This window comes from Mycobacterium sp. IDUB_17, assembly GCF_055419465.1.
In genome coordinates, this window is sequence record NZ_JBVAXS010000001.1 from 808362 (window position 1) to 832200 (window position 23839).

Genomic DNA, 23839 nt, shown 5'->3' on the forward strand with positions numbered 1-23839 from the left:
CCGGACCGTCGGTCTTGAGGCACCCCGACGTCATCCTCACGTTGTAGTGTGTGGCGACAAACTTCGACGTCAACCCCACGATTGAGGCAGCAGTCGCGATGAGACTGATTCTTGAGCTGATCCGCCCCTACCGGTTGCTGGTCGCCGGAATCTTCGCGGTCCTGCTGGTGCAGATCGCCACGGGCCTGGCCGCGCCCTGGCCGTTGAAGGTGGTGCTGGACAGCGTCGTCGGCCACCACCCGCTGCCGGGATGGTTGCACGGTCTGCTGCAGCCACTGCTCGGTGGCGAAGGCAAGATGCATATCGCCGGCCTGGCCGCGATCATGGTGTTCGTCATCGCGGTGGTGGCAGCCATCGCGTCCTACGTGGCCAACTACCTGACCGAAACGGTCGGTCAGCGCATCGGGAACGATCTGCGCACCCGCGCCTACCATCACCTTCAGCAGTTGTCGCTGAACTATTTCGACACCCACCGGGTCGGGCCGATCCTGAGCACGCTCACCGATGACGTCGACACCATTCAGGGGTTCGCGTCGGCCTCCACGCTGGGTATCGCGACCGACCTGCTGACCATCGTCGGCATGTTGGCCATGATGCTGTGGCTGCAATGGGATTTCACGCTCATCGCGCTGGCGGTGGCGCCGCTGCTGCTGTTGTTCGTCTCGCGTATCCGTAAGGCGGTCAAGGCAGCGACACACGAAGTGCGCAAGCGGGAATCGGACATCGTCGCGGTCGCCGAGGAAGGTCTGCAGTCGATCCGTGTGGTCAAGGCGTTCGACCGCGAGGAGATGCAGGAGCGTCAACTGGAGGTGGCCGGTCAGCAGGCCGTGGATGCCGCGCTCAACGCCAGGCGGGTGAAGTCGGTGGTGTCGCCGATCGTCACCGTCGTGGTGGCCGCCTGCACCGCGGTGGTGCTGTGGCGCGGTTCGGCGCTCATCCTCGCCGGTGCGATGACGGCGGGCACGCTGACCGTGTTCATCTCGTACCTCGCGTCGTTCTTCAAACCCGTTCAGGATCTGGCCAAGCTCACCAACACCATCGCCATGGCCTCGGTCGGGGTGGACCGGGTCAACGCGCTGCTGACCGCCGAGACGTCAGTTCAGGAGAAGCCCGAGGCCGTCGAACCGGAGAAGATCAAGGGTGCGATCAGCTTCGAGCGGGTGGCGTTCAGTTACGACAGTGAGACTCCCGTGCTGCGGGATGTCACCTTCGAGGTGAAGCCGGGCCAGCTGGTGGGTGTCGTCGGGCACACCGGAAGCGGAAAATCCAGTCTGGTCAGCCTGATTCCCCGGTTCTACGACCCGAGTCAGGGCGCCGTCCGCATCGACGGCGTTGACCTGCGCGACTACAAACTTCACGAACTCCGCCGCCAGATCGCCTATGTCCTGCAGGACACGGTCCTGTTCCGGGGCACCATCCGCGACAACATCGCCTTCGGACGGCCCGACGCCGATCACGACGAGATCATCGAGATGGCCAAACTGGCCAACGCCCACGAGTTCATCTCCGCGATGCCACAGGGCTATGACAGCCCGGTGGGGGAGCGCGGGCTGACGCTCTCCGGCGGTCAGCGTCAGCGCATCGGTATCGCCCGCGCCCTCATCCGGGACAGCCCGATCCTCATCCTCGACGAACCGACCGCCGCTTTGGACGCGGAGTCCGAGCATCTGGTGATGTCAGCGCTGCAGCGACTGATGAACGGACGCACGGTGATCACAATCGCCCACCGCCTCAGCACGATTCGCGATGCGGACAAGATCGTCGTGCTCGAGGAGGGCCGTGTAGTCGAAGAGGGATCACACACCGAACTCCTGACCGCAGGCGGCAGATATGCCGAGTTGCACCGCATCCAATTTGAGGACGAGACAACGTGACGCGTTCGCTGATCATCCTGCCCGACGACTCGGCCCAGCCGGTGCTCGACGCGATCGGTGCGTCCACTCGGTCGGTACGGATCAAGATGTTCGCCTTCAACCACCTGCCGCTGCTGGACGCGGTGGTGGCCGCCCACCGGCGCGGCGTAGACGTCAAGGTCATGCTCAACCCCGAGCGGCGCGACGGGGAAACCGACAACGACGTCGCGCGGGAGACGTTGGAGCGGTTCGGCATCGAGGTCCGGGCCAGCAACCCGGCCTTCGATCTGACACACGAGAAGTCGATGGTGGTCGACGACGACCACGCGTTTGTCGAGTCGTTGAACTGGACCGAGGAGAACTTCACGGTGACGCGCGATTACGCCGTCGTGACTCCCAGCGCGTATGAAGTCGCCGAGATCGTCGATTGCTTCGAAGCCGACTGGGCGCGCGAGGAGTTCGATCCCGGCGGTGGGGCACACCTCATCTGGTGCCCTACCAATGGTCGGCATCGCATCGCCGAGTTCATCGACAGCGCCAAACACACGTTGTTCGTCCAGAACGAGCGCTATCAGGATCCGGTGATCATCGAGCGCCTGGTCCGTGCGGCGCATCGCGGGGTCAAGGTTCACGTGATGGCCCGCGCGGCCCACCACCTCAAGTCGGGCAAGCTCCTCGAAGGCGTCAGCGGGATGCGCATCCTCGACGACGTCGGCATCAAGATCCACCGGCTCAAGCACATGAAGCTGCACGCGAAGATGATTCTGGCCGACCACGAGCGGGCCATCGTCGGCTCGATCAACTTCTCCCCGGGCAGCTTCGACCATCGTCGCGAATTGGCCATCGAGGTGACCGATCACCACATCATCAAGCGGCTGAACGAGGTGGCCCACCACGACTGGAAACACTCCGCGCCGATGGACCTGTCGGACGAGGGGTTGATCGCCGATTTGGTCGGCCAGGATGCGCACGAACTCGATCAACTCGCCCTGCACGAGCGCGACATCTGATGCACTGACCAGACCGCACGGCCGGGACGTATCCCCACTAGGCTGGCTGCGGGCAGTTCAGTTAACGGCAACTGTAGGGAGAATCACGTGACTATCCGGGTAGGCGTTAACGGCTTCGGCCGCATCGGGCGCAATTTCTACCGGGCCCTGGCGACGCAGCAGGCCGAGGGGCAGAACACTGACATCGAGATCGTGGCGGTCAACGACCTCACCGACAACGCCACCCTGGCTCACCTGCTCAAGTTCGACTCGATCCTTGGTCGCCTGCCGCAAGACGTCAGCCTCGAGGGCGAAGACACCATCGTCATCGGCGACAAGAAGATCAAGGCGCTCGAAGTGAAGGAAGGCCCGGCCGCGTTGCCCTGGGGTGACCTGGGCGTCGATGTCGTCGTCGAGTCCACCGGTATCTTCACCGCCCGCGCCAAGGCGCAGGGTCACCTCGATGCCGGCGCCAAGAAGGTCATCATCTCCGCGCCGGCCAGCGATGAGGACATCACCATCGTGCTGGGCGTCAACGACGACAAGTACGACGGCAGCCAGAACATCATCTCCAACGCCTCGTGCACCACCAACTGCCTCGGCCCGCTGGCCAAGGTCCTCAACGACGAGTTCGGCATCGTCAAGGGCCTGATGACGACCATCCACGCCTACACCCAGGACCAGAATCTGCAGGACGGCCCGCACAAGGATCTGCGTCGCGCCCGCGCTGCTGCCTTGAACATCGTGCCGACCTCGACCGGTGCCGCCAAGGCCATCGGCCTGGTGCTGCCCGAGCTCAAGGGCAAGCTGGACGGCTACGCCCTGCGGGTGCCGATCCCCACGGGTTCGGTCACCGACCTGACCGCCGAGCTGGCCAAGCCGGGGTCCGCCGACGAGATCAACGCTGCGATGAAGGCCGCCGCCGAGGGCCCGATGAAGGGCATCCTCAAGTACTACGACGCGCCGATCGTGTCCAGCGACATCGTCACCGACCCGCACAGCTCGATCTTCGATTCGGGCCTGACCAAGGTCATCGACAACCAGGCCAAGGTCGTCTCCTGGTACGACAACGAGTGGGGATATTCCAACCGCCTCGTCGATCTGGTCGGACTCGTAGGGAAGTCGCTCTAATACCAATGACTGTTAAGACACTCGCTGACCTGTTGGCCGAGGGCGTAGAAGGACGCGGCGTTCTGGTCCGCTCCGACCTCAACGTCCCCCTCGATGACGAGGGCAACATCACCGACCCGGGTCGCATCATCGCCTCGGTCCCCACCCTCTCGGCGCTGGCCGAGGCCGGCGCCAAGGTCGTCGTCACCGCGCACCTGGGCCGCCCGAAGGGTGGCCCGGATCCCAAGTTCTCACTGGCCCCGGTCGCCGCGGCGCTGGGGGAGAAGCTCGGTCGCCACGTCCAGCTGGCCGGGGACGTGGTCGGCACCGACGCGCTGGCCCGCGCCGAGGGACTCACCGACGGTGACGTCCTGCTGCTGGAGAACATCCGCTTCGACCCGCGGGAGACCAGCAAGGATGACGCCGAGCGGCTGGCGTTGGCCGAGGCGCTGGCCGCGCTGGTCGAGGGTGCCGACGGCTCGCCGGGCGCCTTCGTCTCCGACGGCTTCGGCGTGGTCCACCGCAAGCAGGCTTCGGTCTACGACGTCGCCACCCTGCTGCCGCATTACGCGGGCACGCTGGTGGCCACCGAGGTCCAGGTGCTCGAGCAACTGACCAACTCGACCGAACGGCCCTACGCCGTGGTGCTCGGCGGGTCCAAGGTCTCCGACAAGCTCGCGGTGATCGAGAACCTGGCCACCAAAGCCGACAGCATTGTCATCGGCGGCGGTATGTGCTTCACGTTCCTTGCTGCTCAAGGGGTTTCGGTCGGAACCTCGCTGCTGCAGGAGGAGATGATCGACACCTGCAAGCGGCTGCTGGACACCTACGCCGACGTGATCCACCTTCCGGTCGACATCGTGGTGGCCGACAAGTTCGCCGCCGACGCCGAGCCGGAGACCGTGGCCTCCGATCGCATCCCCGAGGGCAGGATGGGGCTGGACATCGGCCCGGAGTCGGTCAAGCGCTTCACCGCATTGCTGTCCAACGCCAAGACGGTGTTCTGGAACGGCCCGATGGGTGTCTTCGAATTCCCGGCCTTCGCGGCGGGCACCAAGGGCGTGGCCGAGGCGATCATCGGTGCCACGGAAAAGGGTGCGTTCAGCGTCGTCGGCGGCGGCGACTCGGCCGCCGCGGTGCGCCAGCTCGGTCTGCCCGAGGACGGTTTCTCGCACATCTCGACCGGCGGCGGCGCGTCGCTGGAATACCTTGAGGGCAAGACCCTGCCCGGCATCGAAGTACTGGAGTCGTAGAACATGGCCCGTAAGCCGCTCATCGCCGGCAACTGGAAGATGAACCTCAATCATTTCGAGGCCATCGCGCTTGTGCAGAAGATCGCATTCGCCTTGCCGGACAAGTACTTCGACAAGGTGGATGTGACGGTCATTCCGCCGTTCACCGATCTGCGCAGTGTGCAGACCCTGGTCGACGGGGACAAGTTGCGGCTCACCTATGGCGCCCAGGACGTGTCCCGGCACGATTCGGGTGCCTACACCGGTGAGATCAGCGGGGCGTTCCTGGCCAAGCTCGGATGCAGCTTCGTGGTGGTGGGGCACTCCGAGCGGCGCACCTACCACGGCGAAACCGATGAGCTCGTGGCGGCCAAGGCCGCCGCGGCGTTCAAGCACGGCATCACCCCGATCATCTGCATCGGCGAACAACTCGAGGTGCGTGAGGCGGGCAACCACGTCGAGTACAACGTGAACTCGTTGCGCGGCTCCCTGGCCGGTCTGAGCAAGGAGCAGATCGGCCAGGCGGTTATCGCCTACGAGCCGGTGTGGGCGATCGGCACCGGTCGGGTGGCCAGCGCGGCTGACGCGCAGGAGGTCTGCAAGGCGATCCGTGGTGAGTTGGGCAACCTGTCCTCGCCACAGCTCGCCGCCGGAGTGCGGGTGCTCTACGGCGGGTCGGTCAATGCCAAGAACGTCGGCGAGATCGTGGCGCAGGGCGACGTTGATGGTGCACTGGTCGGTGGTGCCTCGCTGGACGGCGAGCAGTTCGCGACGCTGTCGGCCATCGCCGCGGGCGGACCGCTTCCGTAACCCCGGGGGCCTGGGCCGGATACCGCACCCGGTAGTCTTACAACCATGGAATTGGCTCTGCAGATCACTCTGGTCGTGACCAGCGTGCTGGTTGTGCTCCTGGTGCTGCTGCATCGTGCCAAAGGTGGCGGTCTGTCCACCTTGTTCGGTGGCGGTGTCCAGTCCAGCCTGTCCGGCTCCACTGTGGTCGAGAAGAACCTCGACCGGCTGACGCTATTCGTTACCGGCATCTGGCTGGTGTCGATCATCGGCGTCGCACTGCTGATCAAATACAGCTGACGTATCGCGGCCACCCCGTAGAGACATAGAAAACCGCCCCGGTTTCCACCGGGGCGGTTTTTGTTTGGTGCATCGATGTCGTACCCCCGTGGCATAGTCGATCATATGTTCGACACCGCGACCTTGGGGACCGGCGAAGCGCTGCCTGGGGAACGTCTCGCGGTGCTGTTCGACGAACTGGCGGAGTTGACCGGTCAACGGAATGCCATCGATGGACGGATCGTGGAGATTGTCGCCGAGCTGGACCGTGACGAGCTTTGCGGTGCCACCGGCGCCCGCTCGATCGGGGCCCTGGTGGCGTGGAAGACGGGCGCGGCACCACGCAACGCCGAAACTGTCGTGGCGGTGGCGCGTCGGCTCGATCAGTTCCCCCGCTGCGCCCAAGGGATGCGCGAGGGCAGGCTGTCACTGGATCAGGTCGGCATCATCGCCGAGCGCGCGGCCGACGGATCCGATGAGCACTACGCCGAACTGGCCGCCAGCGCCACGGTCACGCAATTACGCACCGCGGTCAAACTCGAACCACGACCTGAACCCGAAGCGAAACCCGAACCGCAGCGGTCCTTCACCCGAATCGACGGCGACGGGTACACCACCTACAAAATCCGGTTACCACGGGTGGAGGCGGCGAAATTCGATGCGGCCCACGCATCGCACCGGGATGCGCTGGTGGCCAACTGGGAATGTGACCACGACATCGACAACGTGGGTGAGGCGGCCTCGGATCGGGCGCCGTCGTTTCCGAACAGTGTCGACGCGTTCATGAGCCTGGTCGAGGCCGGCTGGGACGTCGACGTGGCTCGCCGCCCGCACGGCCAGCACACCACCGTGGTGGTTCACCTCGACGTCGAGAAACCGGTCGCCTCACTGCACATGGGTCCGGTCCTGACCGACGACGAGCGTCGGTTCCTGCTGTGTGAGGCCACCTACGAACTCTGGCTCGAACGGCACGGCCAGGTGATCGGCGCGGGCCGCACGACCCGGCAGATCAGCCGCCGGCTGCGCCGGGCGCTCGAGCATCGCGACCGCTGCTGTGTGGTGCCCGGCTGCGGGGCCACCCGCGGTCTGCACGCCCATCACCTCCAGCACTGGGAGGACGGCGGTCTCACCGAACTGGACAACCTGGTGCTGCTGTGCCCCTACCACCACCGGTTGCACCACCGGGGCGGCATCACCATCACCGGACCGGCCAGCCACCCGGTCGTGATCGACAGTGCCGGCAAGCAACAACTTCACCCAGGATCGCTGGCCCGTCCGCCGAAGAACCGTCCTCCCGCGGTCGCACCGTGTCCCGGACCGACCGGTGAGCGCGCCGATTGGTGGTGGTACGAACCGTTCCAACCCCAGGCACCGCCACCGACCAACTAGGTCGCCCCCTTTCAGTAGCCGGAATCCCCTTTGGATTCGGCCGCACCCAGCAGAGCCCGCGAGCCTGACACCCCAAGTCTTGTGGCCCCAGCGGCGATCATGGCCTGCGCCTGCTCGAGAGTGCGCACACCACCGGATGCCTTTACCGCCAATCCGGCGTCGTGGACGGTTCGGTACATCAGCTCGACCGCGTGAACGGTCGCGCCGCCGGTGGGATGGAAACCGGTCGAGGTCTTGACGAAGTCGGCGTGTGCCGCCACCGCGGCGCGGCACACTCCGACGATCTCGTCGTCGGTCAACGCGGCTGATTCGATGATCACTTTCAGCACCGCTGGTGCCGGCGCAGCGGCTCGCACCGCTGCGATGTCGGCTTCGACGCGGTCGAAGGCGCCATCCTTGGCCGCACCGATGTCGATCACCATGTCGATCTCGTCGGCGCCCTGCTGCACCGCCTCGGCCGCCTCGGCGGCCTTGGTTTGCGAGCTGTGTTTTCCGCTGGGGAAGCCGCACACCGCAGCAACTTTCAGCGTGGCGCCGGACGGTACGTCGACCGGCAGCATCGATGGTGACACGCACACCGAGTAGGTGCCCAGCTCCAGTGCCTCGGCGACCAGCGCTTCGACGTCGGATGCGGTCGCTTCGGGCTTGAGCAGGGTGTGGTCGATCATCGCGGCGACCTGTGTCCCGGTCGGTCGGGTGTCGAGCGTCATCGGATTGGGATCCCTTCTGTTGTCGCCCGGATTTCAGGCGGTCTTGGTCTGCCGGTCGAGCACGTAGTTCATGATCAGCGCCGCGATCAGGATCAGTCCGGTCACGAGCATCTGGAAGAACGAGCTCAACCCCAGCAGGTTGAACAGGTTGCGCAGCACAGACAGCAGCAGCACGGCGATGAATGTGCCCATCACGCCGCCCTTTCCGCCGAACAGGCTGGTTCCTCCGAGCACCACTGCCGCGATGGCATCCAGTTCCAGTCCGGTGTGGGCCGTGGGCTGGCCGATGGTGAGCCGTGCGGTGAGCAGTACGCCGGTCAACGCGGCCAGACCGCCGCAGATCACATACGCCGCGGTGGTGATGCGCTGCACCGGTAGTCCGGACAGCCTTGCCGCTTTGGCGTTGCTGCCGACCGCATAGATGTGTTCGCCAAACGTGGTGCGGCGCAGAACCAGGCCGACGACCACGGTGGTGATCACGAAGATCAGCCCGACGACCGGGATACCGGCCACGCTTCCGGCACCCAGAAACCGCAGGCCGATGGGAATCTCCGCGGTTGTGGGGGTGCCGTTGGTGGTCAGGAAGGTCAGACCGCGGATGCTCTGCATCCCGGCGAGAGTCACCATGAACGCCGGGAGGGCCAGGTAGGCGCTCAATCCGCCCATGATCCCGCCGAGCACCAGCCCGCTCATGATGGCCAGCAGCATCGCGACAGGCCAGGCGATTCCCATTCCGATGAGGATCGCCACCAGCATTCCTGACAGTGCCGCAACGCTTCCCACCGACAGGTCGATGCCAGAGGTGAGGATCACCACCGTCATCCCGATTGCGACGATGCCGGTGAGGCTCGACTGCTGCAGCAGGTTCGCCAGGTTCTGCGAAGAGAGGAATTGTGGGGCGGTGAGGGACGCGACGACGAACAGCGCGACGAAGATGAACAGCAGATTGAACCGCACGATGATGTTCTGGCGGCGTGTCCGGGTGGTGACCGCCGGGCTGGACGGCGCCGGAGGAGCGGACCGTTGGATTTGGTCAGTCAATGTCGTTTCTTCCTGTGACGACGCAGCGGGCGATGTCCGCCGGCGAGGTGGTTCTCGGGTCATATGCAGCGATGTTCTTGCCCTCGTGCATCACCCAGATGAGGTCGCAGTTCTCGGTGAGCTCGCTCATCTCGCTGGACGCCAACAACACCCCGACGCCGGCTTCGGCCAACTCGTGAACCTGTTCGAACAGATCGGCTTTCGCCCCGATGTCCAATCCGCGGGTGGGTTCATCGAGTAGTAGCAGGTCCACCCCTCGGGCCATCCACTTGGCCAGCACCACCTTCTGCTGATTGCCGCCGGAGAGCTGGCCGACCGGCTGATCGATGGACGAGAACTTGACGCCCAGCTGCGCAAGCGGCGGTGTGGCCATTCGTCTGGCGGTCTTCATTGGGTTGATGCCGAATGGCGCCAGCGCTGCGATGCCGGCATTGCGCAGGATCGATTGGTCCAGGAACAGCCCTTGGCTCTTGCGGTCTTCGGGCACCAGGCCGATGCCGGCCAGCACGGCGCCCCGCGGCGTCAACTGGGTGATCCGGGAGCCGCTCAATGTCATGTCGAGTGCGGCCCGGCGGTCGCCGAACAGGGTGGCCAGCAGCGTGGAACGTCCTGCGCCACCCAACCCCGCCAGCCCGACGATCTCGCCACGGCCGACGGTGATACCCGATACGTCGATCGTTCCTGGGATGACGGCGCGGCGAACATCCAGTAACGCGGCTCTCTCGCCGGCTGGACGGGACGGCCTGGGCGCGCGGGATTCGAGGCCGCGACCGATCATCGCCTCGACCAATTCGTCCTTGCTGACTGTGGCGATGTCGAACACGCCGACGGTCGCCCCGTCGCGCATGACGGTGGCACGGTCGCCGATGGCCTTCACTTCGTCGAGCCGGTGCGAAATGTAGATCACCGATTTGCCTGCGGCAGTGAGTTCGCCGATGACGCGGAACACTTCGGCCAGATCGTGATCGGTGAGCGTGGCGCTGGGTTCGTCCATGATGACGATGCGGGCATCAGTGGTGAGCGCCTTCGCGATCGCGGTCAGTTGCTGATCCGAGACAGACAGCTTGGCGACTGCATCGGAGGGTGCGAACCGGCCGCCGACTCGGGCGATCGCCTCGGCTGCCCGACGATCTCGTTCTCGGCGTGAGATGAATGGGCCGCGCCGCGGCTCGTGGCCCAGGAAGAGGTTCTGCGCCACGGTCATATCCGGGATGAGATCCAGTTCCTGGTAGACGGTGTTGATCCCGGCCCGGACACCGTCGATGGGGGAGCCGAACGAGACGTCCTCGCCATCGAGGGCGATTGTTCCGGAATCCGGGGTGTAGGAACCCGACAGAATCTTCATCAGAGTGCTTTTGCCCGCGCCGTTTTCGCCGAGCAGGCAGTGCACCTCACCCCGGGCGACCTCGAGCGTCGCGCCATCGCAGGCCCTGGTTCCCGGGAACGTTTTCACGATGTCCCGCATCCGCAGTGCGGGCACCTGCCCGGTGGCGGCGATCCGGGCGGGCAGCGTCGCTTCCGCGTTGTGGCTAGTGGTCACGTCGCTGCTCCAGCACGGACTGTGCCGTGGTTTCGTCGGTGATCAGGACCGAACACAGTCCACTGGTCAGGGCGCCGATGACGACGGGGACTTTGTGCGTTCCCGCTGCCACGGCAATGGCGCAGTTCGCTTTCTTGACGTCGTCGAGGCTGAGACCCACTGTGCGCCTGTCGATGTCGGCATAGGCGATCTCGCCGCTCGCGGTGATGTAGTGGGCCAGGACGTCCCCGCAGGCCCCGGCCGATTCGAGTTGGGCGAGTTCGGCAGGCGTGATCGCGCCTGACTCGACCAGAACCGATGTTGGTCCGAGCGCTCCCAGCGAGAACAGGATGGCGTCTGCCTTGCGGGCACGCGACAGGACGTCTTCGACGAACCCCTCGGCGTAGAGCGCATCACGGGTTTCGATTCGTTCGACGATTGCCGGCACCGGCAGCAGGGTGGCCTGCCCGTTGCCGCTGTGGGCGATACTGGTGACGATGTTGGCGGCCTTCGTGGGGTGTACCGACCGGCTCACCCCACCGTTGACCTGGATGACCTCGATCCCGGTCGTCCATCCGTTGGGCAGCACCGCCGCGATCTGCTGAAGAGTGTTGCCCCAAGAAACTCCCAGGGTGGTGATCCACGAGGAGTTCGACTTCAGGTAATTGGCTGCGGCTGTGGCGATGTGCTCACCTGCCGTCTCGGCGGTGTCCGGACCGGGAACGACCACGCATTCGCGAAGGCCGAATCGGCTACGCATCTCCACTTCGAGGTCGGTCCGGCGCGCCTGTGGATGCACGATTTTGATCTGTACGAGGCCGACGCCACGGGCCTCATCGAGCAGCCGTCCCACCTTCCATCGGGTCAGGTGGAGTTCGGACCCGATGTCTTCCTGGGTGCGGCCTTGCTCGTAGTAGCACTGAGCCACGTAGAGCAGCAGGTCGGTGTGGCTCCGGTCGGCGGGTGCACTCATCACCTCACCACCCGGAAGGGTCCGCGGGCGCCCGCGGTGGGGTCGGAATCGCGGTCAGCGGTGTCACACATGAACGGGCGCAGCGCGGTGGTCAACCGCTGATAGTCGCCAAAGGTCTGCTCGTATACCGCTATTCGCTTGGGATCGGGTTCCAGCAGTCGTACTCGGGGGGCGAACAGTTGCGAGCCCGCGCTCAAGCTGGGAACGATCCCGGCGGCGGTCGCCGCGATCACCGCGCAGGCCCGGAGGGTGAGGTTCTCGCCGATCACCAGTTCGGCGGGCCGTCCGAGCACATCGATTGTGACCTGCTGCCACAACGAGTTTCGCTCGATACCGCCGGAGAAGACCAGGCGCGCGCAGGGCACCCCGGACCGTTCGAATGACTCGATCACGCTCCGGGTGCCACAGGCGACCGCCTCGACCATCGCCCGGTACAGTTCGGCCTTCGTGGTGCCGAGCGTCAGCCCGACCACGGCCCCGCGCAACCGGGCCTCGCGGTGCGGGGTGCGGTTGCCCATGAAGTAGTCGAGGGCCCGCAGACCGTGGGCTGCCGGGTCGACCGTGGCGGCCTGGTCGATCAATGCCGACAGGTCGTCGCGGGGCACCCCCATGATGGATTCCCCGGTCCATTTGAGTACCGAACCGCTGGTCACCTGGCCGCCCTCGACCAGCCACTTATTGTGGGTCAACGCATTCGGATACGGGCCCCACACCTCGTTGGAGGTGGTCGGCCGGTCCACTTCGGTGACGATGGCCGAGGATGTGCCGGACACGATGGAGACCAGTCCATCCGTTTTGCCCCCGCAGGCCAGCAGGGACACGTGCGCATCGATGCCGCCGACGGCGACGACCGGTGCGCCCGAGATGGCGAGATCGGCTGCGGCGCTGTCGGTGAGAGTGCCCGCGACACCGCCTATGGCGACGATCTCATCAGGCAGTTTGGCGATCAGATCCTCCATTCCCAGCGCGGCATAGAGCTCGGCGGGGAAACGCCCGGCGAGGGCGTCGTAGTTGTACTTGCAGACGGCGTTCATCTGCGAACCGACCCATCGGCCGGTGAGTCGGAAGGTCAGGTAGTCGACGGCCTCCACGATGCGTGCGGCAGACCGGTAGGCATCCGGATCGTGCTTTTTGAGCCACATCGCCTTTGGCAGTAGCCATTCCGAGGCGTCGGATCCTCCGGACCACTCGAGGATCGGATACTGCCCGCTCAGTTGCGCGGTCCGCTCCGACTCCGCGGCGCCGCGGGCGTCCATCCACAGGATGGCCGGACGGAGCGGTGTTCCCGCCGCGTCGACCACCGCCACCGTTGAGGCGGTGGTCGACGCGGCGATCGAGATGACCTGGCCGGCCGCCCGGCACGGTTCACTGTCCAGCAGCTGACGAGTCGCGGCGGTGATCGCGGCCCACCAGTCTCGCGGATCCTGCTCTGCCCACCCCGGACGGGGGTGGTGGGTCGAGTAGGGGCGGTGCGCCGTGCCCAGTGGGGTGCCGTCCTCGGTGAATGCGCCGATGCGTGCGCCCTCGGTGCCGAGATCGATCGTCAGAAGGATTCCCATGATTCAGTCCTTGTTGGGCAGGAACAGCACTTTTGAGGAGAAGACCGAGCGGTCGCCCAGTTGCTGCATCATCTCCGGTAATGCCGACAGCGGCAGTTCGTGGGTGATCATGAACTCCCACTTGAGTTTTCCTTCGGCCAGCATCCGAGCCGAGGTGCGCCACTCGTCGCCGGGGAATGGCGCCGAGAAGGAGTTCCACGAGCCGTGGAGGCTGGTCTCCAGCCGCATGAACCGGTTGAAGGTGTCCTTGTCCAGCGTGACGGGTGCGTGCGGGATGCCGACGAAGACCGCGTGTCCGTGCGGGCCGGTCAGATTCGCCGCCATATCGGCCGTCGCGGGAACACCGGCGGACTCGAGCACGATGTCGAAGCCCCGGCCACCGAGGGCTCGGGCCTCCTCGACGCCTTGTACCGCGTGAGTGGCGCCGGCTTCACGTGCCATGGCTGCCTTCTCCTCGCTGAGGTCGACCGCCACGATCTGGCTGGCGCCGTGCAGCTTTGCCCATTGAACGGCGAAGAGCCCGATCGGCCCCGCGCCGATGACGAGGACGCGGTGGCCGGCCCGTAGGTTGGTCTTCCACAGTCCGTGCAGCGCGATGGCGGCCGGGTCCAGCATGGCGGCTGCGCGGGGATCGATGCCCGCGGGCAGTTTCAGGAGGTTTCCGACCGGGCTGACGACGTACTGAGCGTAGGCGCCATCGGATCTACTGCCGAAGTAGTCGTAGTTCTCGCAGAGCCCGAACGCGCCCTTGGCGCAGAAGTCGCAGCTGCGGCAGGGGATCAGTGGGGGGACCGATACCAGTTCGCCGACGCCGAATCCGTCTACGCCTTCGCCGAGTTCGGCCACCCAGCCGGAGAACTCGTGCCCGCAGATGATGGGCATGACATATCCGCCGTTGCGCAGCATCCTGGGGATGTCGGACCCGCACACTCCGCAGGCCGCCACTTTGAGCAGCACTTCACCGGGTCCGGGTTTGGGTACCGGCGCCTGCTCGACCCGGATGTCGCCCGGCGCGTACATCACCGCCGCGGTCATCGTCTCGGGCAGGGCCGGTGACACTGACCGACTGGTCGGTGCGGGGGCCTCGATTGTCATCGACGTTGTCTCCTTGTGTGTTGTCACGACTGACTGGAACTCGACGCGCTATTTGGCGGCGGCGAAAGTTGTTCCACCTTCCAGCGCTTGCGCGTTGGACTTGTTCACCAGACCCGTTCCGGCATCGACGAATTCGGGAACCGACTCTCCACGGGCGGCCTTGACCGCGGTCTGGATGGCCCGCTGGCCTTCGGCATTGGGGTCATTGAGTGCGGTGGCGATGTATTGATCGCCGGTTGCGATGGCGTGCACCGCCTCCATCAGGCCGTCCACGCCGAAAACCTTGACGTCGGTGCGGTGGTTCTCGGTGAGCACCTGCAGGGCGCCCAGCGCCATATCGTCGTTCTGGGCGTAGACGGCCTTGAGATCGGGATGGGCTTGCAGGAGGTCCTGCATGGCGGTGACGGCTTTGGACCTGGTGTAGTCGGCATACGGACCATCGACGATGGCGATGTTGGGCTGGCCCGATACCGCCGCCTTGAATCCTTCGCCGCGGTCGCGCGCCACCGCGCCACCCGCGTCGCCCTGAATCTGGATGATCTTGCCCCCGGCCGGCCCGAGTGAGTCAACGGCTGCCTTGCCGACGAGCTGGCCCATCGCTTTGTTGTCGCGGCCGACAAACGCCGCGGCGCCCGATTCGACCGGCCGGTCGACGGTGACGACCTTGATGCCCGCAGCCTTGGCAGCCGCCAGGGAAGGCGTCACGCCCTTCGGATCGACCGGATTGATCACTAGAACGTTGATCCCACGGGTGATCAGATCCTGGACGTCGTTGTTCTGCTTTGTCACATCGCCGTTGGCATCGGCGTAGAAGAACTCGTTGCCCTGCGCTTGAGCCTCGGCCTTGGCCGCATCTGTGAGCGCGACGTAGAAGGGGCTCTGCTGGGTTGCCTGGCTGAAGCCGATCTTGACCGGTCCGTCGACCACGGCGTTCGTGCCCTGGGCGGCGTTGTCACCCGGTACTGAACACGCGGAGAACGCTACGGCCATTGCGGCTGCGAGCGCGATTCCCGAGGCTTTTGCGAGTCTCACTGTTCCTCCTAGCTGTGCGCGTCGGTACTTGGTGCCGCGCATGACGACGATCACGTTAGGAACGGAGAAGTGAGCCCGTCAACATATGCGCATAACTTTGCTCATATGAGCACGAGCGAGTGTGGGGAGCACTTCTGAAGAGCAGGTACCGCTGGCCCGCGGCGCCGCGGATCACGCCTCCGTCGCGAGACGCACTCCGAATCCGACGAGTACCAGCCCGGTTAGGGCGTCCAGCCGCCGGCGTATCCGCGGCGTCTGCATCCAGCCCGCGATGGTGCCGGAGGCGGCCACCAGGCCGGCGCAGTAGAACGCGGTCAGCACGATGAAGATCCCGCCCAGCGCAAGCGTGGCCCAGCCCACCGGATAGCCGTGCGGCACGAATCCCGGCAGGAAGCTCAGGAAGAACACCCCGACCTTGGGGTTGAGGATGTCGGTGAGGAACCCGGCCGTGAAGCCGGACCGCATCAAGCCAATTCGCTCGGGTCCCGGCTCGGTCATCTCGGTCACCGTCTGCCGCAATGAGCGCAGTGACTGCACACCCATCCACACCAGGTAGCAGGCGCCGGCGACCTTGAGTACCTCGTAGCCGATCTCGCTGGCCCGCAGCAGTGCGGCCAGTCCGATGGCGGCCGCGCCTACCCAGACCACCAGACCGCACAGCACACCCAGTGACGTCAGCACCCCGCTCCGGATGCCGCCGCGCACCAGACTGCGCACCACCACCAGAGTGTCCGGCCCGGGCAGCAGCACCACGACGACTGCCGCCCCGATGAACGAGATGAGGCTGACCAGCACCGGGCCATGGTAGACGCCGGTGCGTCGGGATCGGTCCCGGCTTCAACGACGTTACGGGCGCCGGGGGCGATCGTGACATCCACTGCTGGGTGATTGCGCCCGGGGTCGTCTTGGCATGCGGGGCCAAACCGCGCCGTCGATACTTGACCACATGGCGGAGAGTGGACACCTGGACGCAGCGCTCGATCCGATCGGTGCGGTTCAGCGCACCCCGGTGGGTCGCGAGGCCACCGAGCCGATGCGCGAGGATATCCGGCTGCTCGGTGCGATTCTCGGTGACACCGTGCGCGAACAGAACGGTGCCGACGTCTTCGACCTGGTCGAGCGGGCCCGGGTGGAATCCTTCCGCGTTCGGCGCTCGGAAATCGACCGGGCCGAACTCGCCGATCTGTTCACCGGCATCGACATACGCCAGGCCATCCCGGTCATCCGGGCGTTCACCCACTTCGCCCTGCTGGCCAATGTCGCCGAGGACATCCACCGGGAGCGCCGCCGGGCGCTGCACGAGGCGGCCGGCGAGCCGCCGCAGGACAGCAGTCTGGCCGCGACGTATCGCAAGCTCGATCAGGCGATCTCGTCCGTCGGCCTTGATTCCGCCACCGTCGCCCATGCGTTGAGCGGCGCACTGGTCGCACCGGTGATCACTGCACACCCGACCGAAACCCGGCGACGGACCGTGTTCGACACCCAGCATCGGATCACCGAATTGATGCGGCTGCGCCTGCACGGACAGACCCGTACCGCCGACGGCCGCGACATCGAGATCGAGTTGCGCCGCCACATCCTCACGCTGTGGCAGACCGCCCTCGTCCGGTTGTCCAGACTCAAGATCTCCGACGAGATCGAAACCGGCCTGCGGTACTACCCGGCCGCGTTCTTCGAGGTCATCCCGCAGGTCAACGCCGAGGTGCGGGCCGCGTTGCAGGCCCGCTGGCCCGAGGCGCACCTGTTGGAGCAGCCGATCCTTCGGCCGGGGAGCTGGATCGGCGGAGACCGGGACGGCAATCCCAATGTCGATGCGGGTGTGGTGCGCCTGGCCACCGGGCGTGCCGCCCACGTGGCGTTCGCGCATTACTTCACCGAGATCACCGCTTTGGAAGAAGAGCTGTCGATGTCGGCGCGGCTGGTCACGGTCAGCGACCGGCTCACAGCGCTGGCCAATGCCTGCCACGAGCCGGCCCGCGCCGACGAGCCCTACCGACGGGCACTTCGGGTGATCCATGCCCGCCTGACCGCCACCGGCCGCGAAATCCTCGACGAGCAGCCCGAACACGAGCTCGACCTCGGCCTCCAGCCCTACCGCACCCCGGAGGAGTTCCTGGCCGACCTTGACGCGGTGGACGCCTCGCTGCGTGTCAACGGCAGCGCGGTGCTGGCCGACGATCGGCTGGCTCGGCTGCGGGAAGCGGTGCGGGTCTTCGGTTTTCACCTGTGCGGCCTGGACATGAGGCAGAACTCCGAGGTGCACGAGCAGGTGGTCGCCGAGTTGTTGGCCTGGGCCGGAGTGCATCCCGACTACGCCTCGCTGCCCGAATCTCAGCGGGTGGAACTGCTCGCGGGGGAAATCTCGACCCGTCGACCGTTGATCGGGGAAGGTGCCGAGCTGTCCGAGTTGGCTCGCAAAGAACTCGACATCGTCGGTGCCGCTGCGCGCGCGGTCAGCGTGTTCGGTCCGCAGTCCGTGCCCAACTACATCATCTCGATGTGCCAGTCGGTGTCCGATCTGCTCGAAGCCGCAATTTTGCTCAAAGAGGCAGGGCTGCTCGACGTCTCGGGCGCGGCCCACGGCGATGACGTGTACGCGCCGGTCGGGATCGTGCCGCTGTTCGAAACCATCGACGACCTCCAGCGGGGATCCTCCATCCTGCAGGAGGCGCTCGCGCTGCCGGTCTACCGCAGCATCGTCTCCGCGCGCGGGCAGCACCAGGAAGTGATGCTGGGGTACTCGGACTCCAACAAGGACGGCGGCTACCTGGCGGCGAACTGGGCCCTGTACCGCGCCGAGTTGGACCTCGTCGAAGCCGCGCGCAAGACCGGGATTCGGTTGCGCCTGTTCCATGGTCGGGGCGGCACCGTGGGCCGTGGTGGCGGACCCAGCTACGACGCGATCCTGGCGCAGCCCCCGGGCGCGGTGAATGGTTCGCTCCGGATCACCGAACAGGGCGAGGTGATCGCGGCGAAGTACGCGGAGCCGCGGATCGCGCACCGCAACCTGGAGACGTTGTTGGCCGCGACCCTGGAATCCACCCTGCTCGACGTCGAGGGGCTAGGTGATGACGCCGAGCCGGCCTACCAGGTGCTGGATGAGCTGGCGGCCCTGGCGCAGCGGTCCTACGCCGAACTGGTCCACGAGACACCGGGATTCGTCGAGTACTTCAAGGCGTCGACACCGGTCAGCGAGATCGGTGCGCTCAACATCGGCAGCCGACCCAGCTCACGCAAGCCGACCACCTCGATAGCCGACCTGCGGGCCATCCCGTGGGTGCTGGCCTGGAGCCAGTCCCGGGTGATGCTGCCCGGCTGGTACGGCACCGGCACGGCGTTCGAACAATGGATCGGCGACGACGAGACCCGAGTCGCCGTGCTGCAGGACCTCTACGAGCGTTGGCCGTTTTTCCGCACCGTGCTGTCGAACATGGCGCAGGTGCTGTCCAAGTCGGATATGGGCCTGGCGGCACGGTATTCCGAGTTGGTCGACGACGCAGAACTGCGGGCCCGGGTATTCGACAAGATCGTCGCCGAACATGATCGCACCATCGCCATGTACAAACTGATCACCGGTCAGGACGACCTGCTGGCCGACAACCCGGCGTTGGCCCGCTCGGTGTTCAACCGGTTCCCGTACCTCGAACCGCTGAATCATCTTCAGGTCGAGCTGCTGCGCAGGTTCCGCGCGGGGGACACCGACGAACTGGTGCAGCGCGGAATCCTGCTCACCATGAGTGGATTGGCGACGGCCCTGCGAAACAGCGGTTAGCTCACGAGAATGTCAGCCAGCCGGAGCGACACCGTGGCCCGGCGGTCGGCGTAACTCCGTGCGGCACGCTGGATCTCGGCGGTCTGCTCCGTTCTGACGCGCTGATAACGCCGCAGCGCCTGAGCGAAGTCGCCGTCGCGCGCAGTGGCGACCTGGGCGGCCAGCTCGGCGGCATCCTGGATGGCCTGGTTGGCACCCTGGCCGCCGAACGGCGTCATCGGGTGGGCTGCGTCCCCGAGTAGCGCCACCCGTGCGCTGGTCCACCGGTCGATCGGATCTCGGTCGTACACCGGGTGCATGTAGACCGGGCTCGTCGCGGCACGCAGCATCCGCCCGATCGCCGGATCGAATTCGTCGAACTGGCGGGCCAGTGCCTGCAGATCGGCCTGGGCCGACCACAAGTGCAGGGGCGGCTCGTCCACGCCGAGCGTGGCGTCGACCGCCACCTGTCGGCCGGCCCGCACCGGCATGGAGATGACGTGTTTGGCGTAGTCCGCGGAATGCCAGGACCGGAGCCGGTCATTGGGGGCATCGAGGCATTCGGCCGGGCTGACGGCCCGGAAGATCACCGAACCGCAGTAGTGAATGTCGTCGGTGCTGAACATCTTCCGGACTCTGGAACGCAGGCCGTCGGCCGCGATCACCAAACCGGCCCGCCGCACCTCACCATTGCTGAAGCTGAGGTCGACGTGATCGTCACGCTCGATGATGCCGGCGAGTTCGTGGCTGAGCCGGACATTCTCCGATCCCACCGTCGACACCAGCAGACTGTGCAGATCGGCGCGGTGCACGGTGCGTGGGGACACCTCGGCGTCGGCGTATCCGAATCGGCCGTGTTCCCCGCCTGCCTCGGGTGTCGCGGCGTAATCGGTGATCTTCTCGACCCGCCCCTGCTGATCGCGGTTCTCGAAGTACTTTGTGGCCGAGGAAATCTCGTTGAAGGCGTCGACGATGTTCCACTGGTCCAGCAGTCTCAGGGTCTGCGGTGAGATGCCCAGCGGGCCGCCGACCTCGCCGAGTTCACGGGTCTTGTCGAACACGACGGGACGATGGCCGTGGTGCTGCAGGGCCACGGCGGCGGCGAGTCCACCGAGGCCGGCGCCGACGATGGCGATATCCATGATGTGCCTTTCAGGTTCAGGGGATTCGGGCCAGGGCCTCGGCGTCGAGGTGGACACCGGACAGCGCGCCGGGCCGATAGCTGGTGACGGTGCGGACATTGCAGAGCGGCAGCCACAGGCCGCCCGCGAGGATCCGACCCTGGATGTCGTGCACCATCGCCCGTCGGGCGTCGGGATCCGTGCAGGTGAGCTGGGCGTCGAGCAGTGTGTCGAGGTCGTCGGGCCGGGCGCGGCGGTTCATGTTCCGCTGGCCGACGGCGAACTGGTATCGCAACAGATCGGGGTCACTGCCCGTGAAATAGAAGAACCGGAAGTCGTAGTCGCCGGACTGCTGGCGGCTGCGCAATTCGGGGAAGTCGACATCGGCAAGGGTGAGCTCGATGCCGTGTTGCTTCCACTGTGCGGCGACCGCGGTGAGAATTGCGGCGTCGACGGGGGAGAAGGTGCTGTTGAACACCACGTCGAACGACAGCCGCTGTGCGCCTGTCGTCGCGAGTAGTCGGTGGGCGGTCGCCGGGTCGTAGGCGAGTTCGGCCGAGCAGTCGCGGTAGCAGTCAGCCGTCGGCGTGAGTACCGAGGACGCGACCGTGTACCCGGCGGCGTCCAGTATCGGACGCAGTGCTTGACGATCGATCAACAACGACAGTGCACGCCGGATCCTGTCGTCGGTGAGCGGGCCGCGGGATGCGTTGGGACACAACCCGTAACTGATGCCCGGGTTGTGGAGTTCGGCGACGACGTAGCCATCGGTCAACCCGGCGTGCAGGTCACCGGTGTCGGCCTTGCGGAAAATCAACCGGCGAGATCCGTCCGTCACCCCACCCTCGATCGACCGCCACCGGCCGGTGCCCAAGCCGGGGGCCTTGCGGATCGCCAGGTTCACGCCGGCCAGCGACCGTAGGAACGCCGCGTTGTGGCGCACGAAGTGAAATGTCACCGTGCCGGTCCCGGCCTCGATACGGTCGAGTCCGGTGAGCATCGTGACGGCAGCGGGCAGCGGTGAAACCTGTTTCAGGGCAGTGATGCCCGAGAAGCTCTGCGCCACCGCCTCGGGTGTGAGCGGTGTTCCGTCGGAGAAACGCCTGTCGGGCCGGATCCTCAGGTCGAGGGTGAGCGGGTCGCGGTAGTTCCACGAGGTGGCCAGCCACGGCAACAGTTTCCCGGTGCCGGGGTCGATGTCGAGCAGGCTCTCATAGATCAGCCGGCAGTACGTTTTCGAGATGCTGTTGTACGCCAGTCGCGGATCGTCGGTGAGCTGGTGAGTCGGCCAGCCGAACGTGAGGGCGCGCATCATCGCACCCGTGCCAATTGTGTTGCCCGCCAGGCAGAGAAGGCCGCCAGCGTCGCGACCAGCCCGGTCACCGTCACCAGCACGGCCGTCCCTCCGAACAGTGTGGGGCCAAGGCCGTCGACCATCGTCGCTCCCGCTGCCACCCCGATCGCGGCGCCCAACGCCCGAAGATAGTGGTACAGGCTGGAATCGAACGGGATGTGCGTCGAATTGGTCAGCACGTTACTGGCCAACGAACTCCACAGGAATCCCATCGCGGCGCCCATCAGCGCCGCACTGACCAGTAGTAGCTGCGCGGTCAGGCTCAGCCCGGCCACGATCAGGAATGCCGAGCCGACACACACGAGACGGGTGCTCTTCCGATTATCCCCGGGCCTGCCGAACCCCAACATCGGGATCAGCCCGGCGAAGAACGCCATCGGCAACAGAAACAGTGCTGAGCCATAGGAATTCAGCCCTCGCACCTGTTGCAGGACGTACACCACCGACAGCGTGAACACGTTCGTCGCGATGCCGGCCACGAAGACCACGACCAGGCTTGCCGACAGCACGCGCGCTTGTGACCGGCCGCGCAGGACGATCACGGCAAGCCCGAGCAGCATCGCCACCGAGAGCAGGACCACCTTGGTGTTCAGCGTGGTGGACCAGCCGATCGCCAGGAAGATCGCCAACTGCACCACGGCGAGGCCGACGACCGGGATCGTCTCCCGGTCAGTCGTGGCGCCCTCTTCGGGCGAAGCCGGGTACCCCGGTGCCAGGCCCAGCAGCACCATCGCCACGATGGTGGTCACCACGGTCTCGTACGGAAACGAGCGCCAACCCCACAGATCGTTGAGCAGTGCGGTGATCAGTGGTGAGCACAAGGCAGATGCCGACACCACCAGGCCCCAGGCGCCCAGGACGGCCGAATGGTGGTCCGGATAGAACTGCGCCCGGATGATCCGAAAGATCTGAGGTGCGAGCACAGCCGAGGCGATGCCCTGCAAGAACCGCAACGCGATGAGGACCCAGAACTCGGGACTGAGACCGGCCGCGATACCTAGCACGGCCAGCGCCGCCGAACTGGCGAAGAACGCGGGGTTGGGCCGGCAGCGGTGCGAGAGCACGCCCGCGGGCAGCAACGCCAGACAGAATCCGGCCAGGAATGCCACACCGATGTAAGCGGCCTGTGAGAACGGGATGCCGAACTGGTCGGCAACCGCTGAGTTCAACAGCACAGCAGACGACGAGTTGGAGTAGAGGGTGTATTCGGTCAGGTAGAGCGACGCCGCAACGGCGTATAGGGACGGCTTCATGACGCCTCGAAGCTGATAGCAGGGATCAAATGGGCAGCGGAGCTAACCCGAGATCCTCTTCAGCGGCGCCAGACGGGCCCGGTTCCAGATCGACGCCAGCAAACTAGGTGCGAACGACGCAGCGACACGCACGGAATGTGCGTCTGCGCGATCGAATCCGGCACCCATGGCAACCACTGTAACGGAGGTGCTGAACGGACCGGACCTACAGACCTGTGCTCTTGCGGACCCGGCTGATCATCCCGCGCACCGCGCTCTCCGTCGCTGCCAGCGGCGACATCACCGCTTCGCCGATCTCGACGATGGCTTCGACGCGGTCCACGATCGACTCCAGACGTTCGACGACGCCGATGAGGCGGGGCGCGAGTTCATCGATGCGGGTGATGGTGTCGTTGAACCGGTCCAGGGTGGCATCCAGGCCCCCGGTCGTCTTGTTGAGGTCGACCAGTGTGCTGCTCAGATCGGTGAGCAGGGTGTCGACCTGTTCCACCGTCATGTCGGCGTTGAGCGCGGCCTGCGTCAAGGTTCGTATTCGCTGCCGTCCGGAGTTCGGGCGGGCAGGGCCGTCTCCTTTGTCTGCCATGCCAGCAAGTATGGCCGGTAGGGAACCAAACGTGGACGAACCGCGTCTGAATGATTGTGCGGCAATTCTGCGAACACCGAGCCCGGTCGGCCGGTGCGGCCGACCGGGTCACCCCCAACCGCGTGGTGGCCGATTATCTGGCCGGCTATGCCGAGGCCTTGGCGGACGCGACGAGCGAGCGGCACGGTGGTGCCGCGGATGACTAGG

The 23839-nt window shown here is 65.9% G+C and carries 21 protein-coding genes; 9 read left to right on the forward strand and 12 right to left on the reverse strand.

Annotation, left to right across the window (positions count from 1 at the left end; translation table 11 throughout):
• The first annotated feature begins 98 nt into the window (after positions 1-98).
• The 7 genes from ACZYZ7_RS03985 to ACZYZ7_RS04015 all read left to right on the forward strand — a co-directional run bounded on the left by ACZYZ7_RS03985 (position 99) and on the right by ACZYZ7_RS04015 (position 7641).
• The gene (locus tag ACZYZ7_RS03985) at positions 99-1874 is read left to right on the forward strand and encodes an ABC transporter ATP-binding protein (protein WP_450069135.1); all 1776 of its coding nucleotides are present in this window, start codon (positions 99-101) and stop codon (positions 1872-1874) included.
• Complete coding sequence (locus ACZYZ7_RS03990) at positions 1871-2863, forward strand: phospholipase D-like domain-containing protein (protein WP_450069136.1); 993 nt, start codon at positions 1871-1873, stop codon at positions 2861-2863. Before ACZYZ7_RS03985 ends, ACZYZ7_RS03990 begins: the two co-directional genes overlap by 4 nt.
• Positions 2864-2950: 87 nt before the next feature.
• A complete protein-coding gene (gene gap / locus ACZYZ7_RS03995; RefSeq protein ID WP_135454242.1) occupies positions 2951-3973 on the forward strand; it encodes a type I glyceraldehyde-3-phosphate dehydrogenase in 1023 nt (340 codons plus the stop codon).
• Positions 3974-3978: 5 nt separating this feature from the next.
• On the forward strand, positions 3979-5205 hold the full coding sequence (locus ACZYZ7_RS04000) for a phosphoglycerate kinase (protein ID WP_135454244.1): 1227 nt from the start codon (positions 3979-3981) through the stop codon (positions 5203-5205).
• A gap of 3 nt (positions 5206-5208) precedes the next feature.
• Positions 5209-5994 carry a triose-phosphate isomerase gene (gene tpiA, locus ACZYZ7_RS04005; protein ID WP_135454246.1) on the forward strand — a complete coding sequence of 262 codons (786 nt, stop codon included), beginning with the start codon at positions 5209-5211 and terminating at the stop codon, positions 5992-5994.
• A gap of 45 nt (positions 5995-6039) precedes the next feature.
• Positions 6040-6273 (forward strand): preprotein translocase subunit SecG, encoded by a 234-nt coding sequence (secG, locus tag ACZYZ7_RS04010; protein WP_059164073.1) that lies wholly within the window; start codon positions 6040-6042, stop codon positions 6271-6273.
• A 105-nt stretch (positions 6274-6378) separates the two neighbouring features.
• Positions 6379-7641 (forward strand): HNH endonuclease signature motif containing protein, encoded by a 1263-nt coding sequence (locus tag ACZYZ7_RS04015; protein ID WP_463740259.1) that lies wholly within the window; start codon positions 6379-6381, stop codon positions 7639-7641.
• Positions 7642-7652: 11 nt separating this feature from the next.
• Here the strand turns inward: ACZYZ7_RS04015 and deoC are convergent, their stop codons facing one another.
• The 8 genes from deoC to ACZYZ7_RS04055 all read right to left on the reverse strand — a co-directional run bounded on the left by deoC (position 7653) and on the right by ACZYZ7_RS04055 (position 16365).
• Entirely contained in the window at positions 7653-8351 is a 699-nt protein-coding gene (deoC, locus tag ACZYZ7_RS04020) for a deoxyribose-phosphate aldolase (RefSeq protein ID WP_463740260.1), read from the reverse strand.
• Between the two features lie 33 nt (positions 8352-8384).
• Positions 8385-9392 carry an ABC transporter permease gene (locus ACZYZ7_RS04025; protein ID WP_135454252.1) on the reverse strand — a complete coding sequence of 336 codons (1008 nt, stop codon included), beginning with the start codon at positions 9390-9392 and terminating at the stop codon, positions 8385-8387.
• The gene (locus ACZYZ7_RS04030; RefSeq protein ID WP_463740261.1) at positions 9385-10932 is read right to left on the reverse strand and encodes a sugar ABC transporter ATP-binding protein; all 1548 of its coding nucleotides are present in this window, start codon (positions 10930-10932) and stop codon (positions 9385-9387) included. Before ACZYZ7_RS04030 ends, ACZYZ7_RS04025 begins: the two co-directional genes overlap by 8 nt.
• Positions 10922-11884 (reverse strand): sugar-binding transcriptional regulator, encoded by a 963-nt coding sequence (locus tag ACZYZ7_RS04035; protein ID WP_463740262.1) that lies wholly within the window; start codon positions 11882-11884, stop codon positions 10922-10924. The genes ACZYZ7_RS04030 and ACZYZ7_RS04035 overlap by 11 nt, the downstream gene beginning before the upstream one ends.
• Positions 11884-13443, reverse strand: a complete 1560-nt coding sequence (locus ACZYZ7_RS04040; protein WP_463740263.1) for an FGGY-family carbohydrate kinase — start codon at positions 13441-13443, stop codon at positions 11884-11886. Before ACZYZ7_RS04040 ends, ACZYZ7_RS04035 begins: the two co-directional genes overlap by 1 nt.
• Positions 13444-13446: 3 nt before the next feature.
• On the reverse strand, positions 13447-14538 hold the full coding sequence (locus ACZYZ7_RS04045; protein ID WP_135454260.1) for a galactitol-1-phosphate 5-dehydrogenase: 1092 nt from the start codon (positions 14536-14538) through the stop codon (positions 13447-13449).
• Positions 14539-14586: 48 nt separating this feature from the next.
• Positions 14587-15570, reverse strand: a complete 984-nt coding sequence (locus tag ACZYZ7_RS04050; protein ID WP_450069143.1) for a substrate-binding domain-containing protein — start codon at positions 15568-15570, stop codon at positions 14587-14589.
• A 171-nt stretch (positions 15571-15741) separates the two neighbouring features.
• Complete coding sequence (locus tag ACZYZ7_RS04055) at positions 15742-16365, reverse strand: LysE family translocator (protein ID WP_450069144.1); 624 nt, start codon at positions 16363-16365, stop codon at positions 15742-15744.
• A 151-nt stretch (positions 16366-16516) separates the two neighbouring features.
• Here ACZYZ7_RS04055 and ppc point away from each other — a divergent pair, with 151 nt between their 5' ends.
• The gene (gene ppc, locus ACZYZ7_RS04060) at positions 16517-19342 is read left to right on the forward strand and encodes a phosphoenolpyruvate carboxylase (protein WP_463740264.1); all 2826 of its coding nucleotides are present in this window, start codon (positions 16517-16519) and stop codon (positions 19340-19342) included.
• On the opposite strand, the gene ACZYZ7_RS04065 is transcribed toward ppc, so the two are convergent.
• The 4 genes from ACZYZ7_RS04065 to ACZYZ7_RS04080 form a co-directional block, all read right to left on the reverse strand.
• The gene (locus ACZYZ7_RS04065; RefSeq protein ID WP_463740265.1) at positions 19339-20463 is read right to left on the reverse strand and encodes an FAD-dependent oxidoreductase; all 1125 of its coding nucleotides are present in this window, start codon (positions 20461-20463) and stop codon (positions 19339-19341) included. The two genes, ppc and ACZYZ7_RS04065, sit on opposite strands and share 4 nt — an antisense overlap.
• A 16-nt stretch (positions 20464-20479) precedes the next feature.
• Positions 20480-21754 (reverse strand): ABC transporter substrate-binding protein, encoded by a 1275-nt coding sequence (locus tag ACZYZ7_RS04070; protein ID WP_463740266.1) that lies wholly within the window; start codon positions 21752-21754, stop codon positions 20480-20482.
• Positions 21754-23049, reverse strand: coding sequence for an MFS transporter (locus ACZYZ7_RS04075; RefSeq protein WP_463740267.1), 1296 nt, complete (start codon positions 23047-23049; stop codon positions 21754-21756). The genes ACZYZ7_RS04070 and ACZYZ7_RS04075 overlap by 1 nt, the downstream gene beginning before the upstream one ends.
• 205 nt (positions 23050-23254) lie before the next feature.
• On the reverse strand, positions 23255-23632 hold the full coding sequence (locus tag ACZYZ7_RS04080) for an ATPase (RefSeq protein ID WP_135454272.1): 378 nt from the start codon (positions 23630-23632) through the stop codon (positions 23255-23257).
• A gap of 50 nt (positions 23633-23682) precedes the next feature.
• Here ACZYZ7_RS04080 and ACZYZ7_RS04085 point away from each other — a divergent pair, with 50 nt between their 5' ends.
• Positions 23683-23838, forward strand: a complete 156-nt coding sequence (locus tag ACZYZ7_RS04085; protein WP_167857837.1) for a hypothetical protein — start codon at positions 23683-23685, stop codon at positions 23836-23838.
• The last annotated feature ends 1 nt before the right edge of the window (position 23839 follow it).